This window comes from Streptomyces sp. NPDC056347, assembly GCF_042262625.1.
In the GTDB taxonomy this organism is placed as follows: domain Bacteria; phylum Actinomycetota; class Actinomycetes; order Streptomycetales; family Streptomycetaceae; genus Streptomyces.
The window spans coordinates 1-6,340 of record NZ_JBHJQP010000281.1 but is presented as its reverse complement, the minus strand read 5'-3'; the positions used below and the strand labels follow the sequence as shown (position 1 = coordinate 6,340).

General features: G+C 72.5%; 5 protein-coding genes. 3 read left to right on the top strand and 2 right to left on the bottom strand.

Annotation, left to right across the window (positions count from 1 at the left end; genetic code table 11):
* Positions 1-38: 38 nt before the first annotated feature.
* A complete protein-coding gene (locus ACFCV8_RS35150) occupies positions 39-1,340 on the bottom strand; it encodes a M18 family aminopeptidase (RefSeq protein WP_376689584.1) in 1,302 nt (433 codons plus the stop codon).
* Positions 1,341-1,849: 509 nt separating this feature from the next.
* On the opposite strand from ACFCV8_RS35150, the gene ACFCV8_RS35145 reads away from it, so the two are divergent.
* Entirely contained in the window at positions 1,850-2,836 is a 987-nt protein-coding gene (locus tag ACFCV8_RS35145; protein WP_376689583.1) for a LuxR C-terminal-related transcriptional regulator, read from the top strand.
* Between the two features lie 97 nt (positions 2,837-2,933).
* Here the strand turns inward: ACFCV8_RS35145 and ACFCV8_RS35140 are convergent, their stop codons facing one another.
* Complete coding sequence (locus tag ACFCV8_RS35140; RefSeq protein WP_376689582.1) at positions 2,934-4,610, bottom strand: fumarate hydratase; 1,677 nt, start codon at positions 4,608-4,610, stop codon at positions 2,934-2,936.
* A gap of 284 nt (positions 4,611-4,894) precedes the next feature.
* Between ACFCV8_RS35140 and ACFCV8_RS35135 the strand changes: the two genes are divergently transcribed.
* Both ACFCV8_RS35135 and ACFCV8_RS35130 read left to right on the top strand, forming a co-directional pair.
* The gene (locus ACFCV8_RS35135; protein WP_376689581.1) at positions 4,895-5,566 is read left to right on the top strand and encodes a DUF1707 domain-containing protein; all 672 of its coding nucleotides are present in this window, start codon (positions 4,895-4,897) and stop codon (positions 5,564-5,566) included.
* 274 nt (positions 5,567-5,840) lie between these two features.
* Positions 5,841-6,224, top strand: coding sequence for a WhiB family transcriptional regulator (locus ACFCV8_RS35130; protein ID WP_366295475.1), 384 nt, complete (start codon positions 5,841-5,843; stop codon positions 6,222-6,224).
* Positions 6,225-6,340: the final 116 nt, after the last annotated feature.

The following is a 6,340-nucleotide window of genomic DNA, read 5'->3' as shown; positions in this document are numbered from 1 at the left end:
GCCGTGGGGGCCGCCCCGCCCCTTCGGGCCGTCCGGGCTCAGCCGGACGTGACGAACGCGCCCAGCGCGGCGGCCAGATGGCCCGGGTCCGCCGCCCCGCACAGCTCACGGGCCGAGTGCATGGACAGCCCCGGCACCCCCACGTCGACCGTCGGCACCCCCAGCCGGGCCGCGGTGATCGGGCCGATCGACGTGCCGCACGGCATCGCGTTGTTGGAGACGAACGGCTGCCACGGCACCCCCGCCCGCTCGCAGGCCGAGGCGAACACCGCCACGCCGGTGCCGTCGGTGGCGTACCGCTGGTTGGCGTTGACCTTCAGGGAGGGGCCGCCGTTGGGCAGCGGGCGGTGCTCCGGGTCGTGCCGCTCCGCGTAGTTCGGGTGCACCGCGTGGGACATGTCGGCGGAGACGCAGAAGGAGCCGGACAGGGCCCGCGCCCAGTCCTCCGGGACGCCGCCCCGGGCGGTCACCGAACGGCTCAGCACCCGCTCCAGGAGCGGCCCGTGCGCCCCGGTCGCCGAACCGCTGCCGACCTCCTCGTGGTCGAAGGCGGCCAGCACGGGAACGCACACGGGCGCCTCGGCCGCGGCCGCCGCCGCCGTCAGGGCCGTCACCCCCGCGTGCACGGAGACCAGGTTGTCCAGCCGCGACGACACCACGAACTCCCGCTCCGCGCCCAGGTATCCGGGCGGCTGCACGTCGTGCAGCATCAGGTCCCAGCCGAGCACCCGGCCGGGCTCCACCTCGGCGGCCGCCGCCACCCGGCGCAGCAGCGAGCCCCGCTCGGCCTCGCCGAGCGACCACACCGGGGCCAGGTGGCGCTGCGGGTCCAGCGCCAGTCCGTCGTTGACCGAGTGGTCCAGATGAATGGCCAGCTGCGGCACCCGGAACAGCGGTTCGTCGATCCGCACGAGCCGGGTTGTGACCGCGCCGCCCGGCCCGCGCAGCGCGAGCCGGCCGGAGATGCCGAGGTCGCGGTCGAGCCAGGTGTTCAGCGGGACACCGCCGTAGATCTCCACACCCACCTGCCGCCAGCCCGCGGTGCCGGTGTCCGGGACCGGCTTGACCCGCAGGTTCGGGGAGTCGGTGTGCGCGCCGACGATCCGGAACGGGGTGTGCGCCGGGGCGCCCTCGGGGACGTACCAGGCGATCAGCGCGCCGTCGCGGATGTGGAAGCTGCCGCCGGCCGTGCCCGTCCAGTCGTCCGTGCCCCGCAGTTCGCGGAACCCGGCCTTCTCCAGACGCCGGGCGGCACTGGCCACCGCGTGGTACGGGGACGGGCTGGCGCCGATGAAGTCCAGCAGGTCGTCGCTGTGGCTGCGGTGGGGAAGCGGCGTCATGCGGCGTCCGCCTTTCCGGTGTTCGACGGTGAGAGAGGAGGGGGTACCGCGCACGGCCGTCGGGGACGGTGCGGCGCGGGGGTCGTCCGGAGGCGGTGGGAGCGCTTCGGGAACGCCGGACAACCCACCAAAGGGGCCCGGTGCGGCGCAAGTCCACCGCGCACGCCGGTGCGGGAAAGCGGCGGTGCCGGTCCGGGGCGGTGGTCCGCCGGGCTCCGGGACGCACGGTGGCCCGCAGGGATCACCCGACCGGACCCGGCGGGCCCCCGACACCTCGAAGCCCCCCGAGAGATTGGCCGAATAGCGTCGTGCGGCACGGTCATCGCCCGGCCCCCGTCCCGGTCGGCTCCGGCGCGCACGGAGCGGGTGCGGCGATCCGGCCGCGCTCCTCGCGCGCCAGCTCCGCCGGACCGGCCGTCCATGGGAAGTCGTGCGTCACCAAGCCATACTCACCGAGTGTTCGCGATCCCCCATGGTCATGCGATTGCCCGAATGTAATCTGCGTGCTTGTGAAGGACGATCAATCTGGCCCACGGGTGTGCGATTGCCGCGAATCGTCACCGGGCGGCGTCTGCGACGCGGCCCTCGCCGCCTACCGGCGCGCCCTCTCGGACGGAAGCCTTCCGGCGGGCGAGGTGCCCCGCTGCCTGAGCGCCCTGCATCTGCTGGTGGCGGACCGGGGAACACCGGAGCGGCTCGTCCCCGTACCGCCCGGGACGGCCGTGGCCGACGCGCTCGGCCCCATCGAGGCGGTCATCGCCCGCGAACAGCGCACGCTGCGCTCGGCCCGCGCCGCTCTCACCCTCTTCGAGGACCTGTACGCCGACGCGCGCCGGCTCGAACCCTCGGCGCTCACCCGGCTCACCGGAGCCGCCGTCATCGGCAAGGCGCTCGGAGCGGCCGCCGCCGGCTGCCGCACGGAGGTCCGCACCGCCCACCCGGGAGGCGCCCGTCCCGCCCCGGTGCTCGCGGAATCGCTTCCCCGGGACGTCGGCAACCTGCGCCGGGGCATCCGGCAGCGGACCATCTACCAGCACACGGTCCGCTCCGACCGGGCCACGCTCGCCTACATCGAGCGGGTGACCACCGAGGGCGCCGAGGTCCGCACGCTCGCCGAGGTCTCCGACCGGATCATGGTCTTCGACCAGGACCTCGCGTTCGTCCCGTTCTCCGACGAACCGCACAGCGCGCTGCGCATCGAGCACCCGGCCCTGGTCCGTTTCCTGGCCCGGCACTTCGACGAGGCGTGGGCCCGCTCGGTCCCGGTCCGCCCGGAACGCGTGCCGCTGCGCACCCCGGTCGTCACCACCGACCTCCAGCGCACCATCCTGCGGGCGGTCGTCGGCGGCGAGACGGACGAGTCGATCGCCCGGCGGCTCGGCATGAGCCGCCGCAGCGTCGTCGAGCACGTACGCCGGGTCTCCGAGCGGCTCGGCAGCACCAGCCGGGCCCAGCTCGGCTACCTGGTCGCGACATCGGGCCTGCTGGAGGCGTGAGCTCGCCGGAGGTGCGTGCGAGCCCCGCCGGGGCGCGAGAAGGCCCCTTCGTGCGCGTACCGCTCGGACGGGCGCAGGAAGGGGCCGGTGGCTCCGCTCAGGCGAGACCCGGGCCGCGGACCGGGATGCTGGTGAACGTCGGGGCAGGGGCGGGCTCGGTGAAGAAGTCGTTGCCCTTGTCGTCGACGACGACGAACGCCGGGAAGTCCTCGACCTCGATCCTCCAGACCGCCTCCATGCCGAGCTCCTCGTACTCGACGACCTCGACCTTCTTGATGCAGTCCTGCGCGAGGCGGGCCGCCGGGCCGCCGATCGAGCCCAGGTAGAAACCGCCGTGCGCCTCGCACGCGTCGGTGACCTGCTTGGACCGGTTGCCCTTGGCGAGCATCACCTTGGAGCCGCCCGCCGCCTGGAACTGCGCGACGTAGCTGTCCATCCGGCCGGCCGTCGTCGGGCCGAAGGAGCCGGAGGCGTACCCCTCGGGGGTCTTCGCCGGGCCCGCGTAGTAGACCGGGTGGTCCTTCAGGTACTGCGGCATCTCCTCGCCCGCGTCCAGCCGCTCCTTGATCTTGGCGTGCGCGATGTCGCGGGCCACGACCAGCGGGCCGGTCAGCGAGAGCCGGGTCTTGACCGGGTACTTGGTCAGCTCGGCCAGCACCTCGTCCATCGGCCGGTTGAGGTCGATCTTCACCACGTCACCCGACTCGTCCAGGTGCTCGTCGGTGGTGTCCGGCAGGAAGCGCGCCGGGTCCTTCTCCAGCTGCTCCAGGAAGACGCCCTCGGCGGTGATCTTCGCGACGGCCTGGCGGTCCGCCGAGCAGGACACCGCGATCGCGACCGGCAGCGAGGCGCCGTGCCGGGGGAGCCGGACCACGCGCACGTCGTGGCAGAAGTACTTGCCGCCGAACTGCGCGCCGATGCCGATCTTCTGCGTCAGCTCGAAGACCTTCTCCTCCAGCTCCTCGTCCCGGAAACCGTGACCGGTGGGGGAGCCCTCGGAGGGCAGCTCGTCCAGGTAGTGCGCGGAGGCGTACTTCGCGGTCTTCAGCGCGAACTCGGCCGACGTACCGCCGACGACGATCGCCAGGTGGTACGGCGGGCAGGCGGCCGTGCCCAGCGAACGGATCTTCTCCTCCAGGAACTTCATCATGGAGGCCTCGTTCAGCACGGCCTTCGTCTCCTGGAACAGGAACGACTTGTTGGCCGAGCCGCCGCCCTTCGCCATGAAGAGGAACTTGTACGCGCCGCCGTCGGTCGCGTACAGCTCGATCTGCGCGGGGAGGTTCGAGCCGGTGTTCTTCTCCTCCCACATGGTGAGCGGAGCCATCTGCGAGTAGCGGAGGTTGAGCTTGGTGTACGCGTCGAAGATGCCGTGCGACAGGGCCTCCTCGTCACCGCCCTCGGTGAGCACGTTCTGCCCGCGCTTGCCCATCACGATCGCGGTGCCGGTGTCCTGGCACATCGGCAGCACGCCGGCCGCGGCGATGTTCGCGTTCTTCAGCAGGTCGAGCGCGACGAACTTGTCGTTGGACGACGCCTCGGGGTCGTCCACGATCCGCCGCAGCTGCGCGAGGTGGGCGGGGCGCAGATAGTGCGAGATGTCGTGCATGGCCTCGGCGGCCAGGGTGCGCAGCGCCTCAGGCGAGACCTTGAGGAACGTACGGCCGTCGGCCTCGAAGGTGGAGACACCCTCGGAGGTCACCAGGCGGTACGGCGTGGTGTCCTCTCCCAGCGGGAGCAGATCGGAGTACGCAAACTCTGGCATTACGGCCATTCCTCACTCGGCAGACAGCGGCTGACCACCCTTGGGCAGCGCATCCACCAGGGTAGAGCGCCGCGGGGGCCGCGCAGCTGTGAGGTAAGGCTCAGTCGACGGGGCGCGGGGGCGTGGGGGAGGGGAGTGGGGAGGTGCGGCGGGGTGCGCGGGGTGCGGTGGTCGCGCGGGACACCTGCGGCACGCGGGACGGGTGCCGGCGCCGGTGCGGGAGGCGGCCCGTCCGGCACGCCGGGTGCCACACACCCTAGTCGCGATCTATCGCGTTTGGGTACGCTGGTTCGGTGGACCTCGAGAAGCAGCCTCAGCAGCAGCCGCAGCAGCCGGTGGCCCCGGTCGGAATCCGCGCTTCCGACGCGGACCGGGACCGGATCGCGGACATCCTGCGGGAAGCCATGGCCGAGGGACGGCTCACCGCCGACGAGCACGCCGAGCGGATCGACGCCGTCTACCGGGCCAAGACCGTCGGCGAACTGGAACCGCTGATCCAGGATCTGCCGGCCGCCGCCGGCGTGGCCCGTCCCGCCGTTCCCGCCGCCCACGGCGTCCAGGAGGCCGGGAGCCCGGTGGGCCCCGCCGACAACCTGGTCGCGGTCTTCAGCGGCTCGACCCGCAAGGGCCGTTGGCGGGTGGGGGCCCGGACGAACGCCTTCGCGTTCTTCGGCAGCGTGGAGATCGATCTGACCGAGGCGCTTTTCGGTCAGAGACTGACGGTCATCAATGCGACTTCCGTCTTCGGGAGCGTCGACATCAGGGTTCCGGAGAACATCTCGCTGCGCGGCGGCGGTGTGGGTGTCTTCGGCGGTTTCGATGTCGCCACACTGGAATCCGGGGACCCCGAGGCGCCGGTCGTCGTCGTCAACGGCTATTCCGTGTTCGGCAGCGTCGACGCGAAGCCCAAGCGCGGAAAGTTCATCGCGGACCTCCAGGACCGGCTGCGCAAACGCCTGGGTTAGGCCGTGTCCGGCGGGGCATTGGGTGCGGGCGCTGCCGGTCTTTCCCGCCTCCCGAAATCCCGCGGACGTTCGTGAAACCTCTCGAACCTCCGTGAAGCTCCGTGAACCTTCCCGGTCCTTCTTCGGGCACGTGAAACTTCGAGAACAAGCCAATTCCCGAAGCGCGGCAATTCCGCTGCCGGGGCCGGGTGCCACTCAGTGCATGGGCGTGCGTACAGCGGGTAGGGAATGCTGCATCGTCTCTCGCTCACGAAGCCGTCGTCAGGAGTGGACCGTGCTGCAACTGCCGCATCAGCCCCTGCAGGTCGCCGCCGTGCCTGCCCAGCGCGCCCCCGCGCGGGAGGATCAGGCCGGCCCCTGGCACTCGGAGGCGGTGTGCCGCCGGGACGAGGCCGGGCTGTTCTTCGCCCCGTCGAAGGAGCCGACGGCGGCCAGACTCGCGCGGGAGGAGTCCGCCAAGCGGGTCTGCGCGCGCTGCCCCGTGATGATCGAATGCCAGGAGCACGCGCTCATACAGCCGGAGCCGTACGGGGTGTGGGGCGGGCTCACCGCCGCGGAGCGCCGCGTGGTGCTCGCCCGGCGCAGACGGCGCGAGATGGAGCTCAAGGCGTCGTCGGCGTCGGCCGGCGCCACGGGCCGTATCGCCGCGGCGGGCTGACCGCCCGACCGGGCCCGGGTGCGTACCGCACCGCGGCCCGGCCTCCGCGCACACCGGCCCGACGGCGGCGATGCGGCGCGGACACCCACGCGAAGAGGCGCCCCACCGCACACGGG

Coding starts and splice junctions, on each gene's coding strand:
- ACFCV8_RS35150 (WP_376689584.1), bottom strand. CDS start 1,340: ATGACGCCGCTTCCCCACCGCAGCCACAGCGACGACCTGCTGGACTTC.
- ACFCV8_RS35140 (WP_376689582.1), bottom strand. CDS start 4,610: ATGGCCGTAATGCCAGAGTTTGCGTACTCCGATCTGCTCCCGCTGGGA.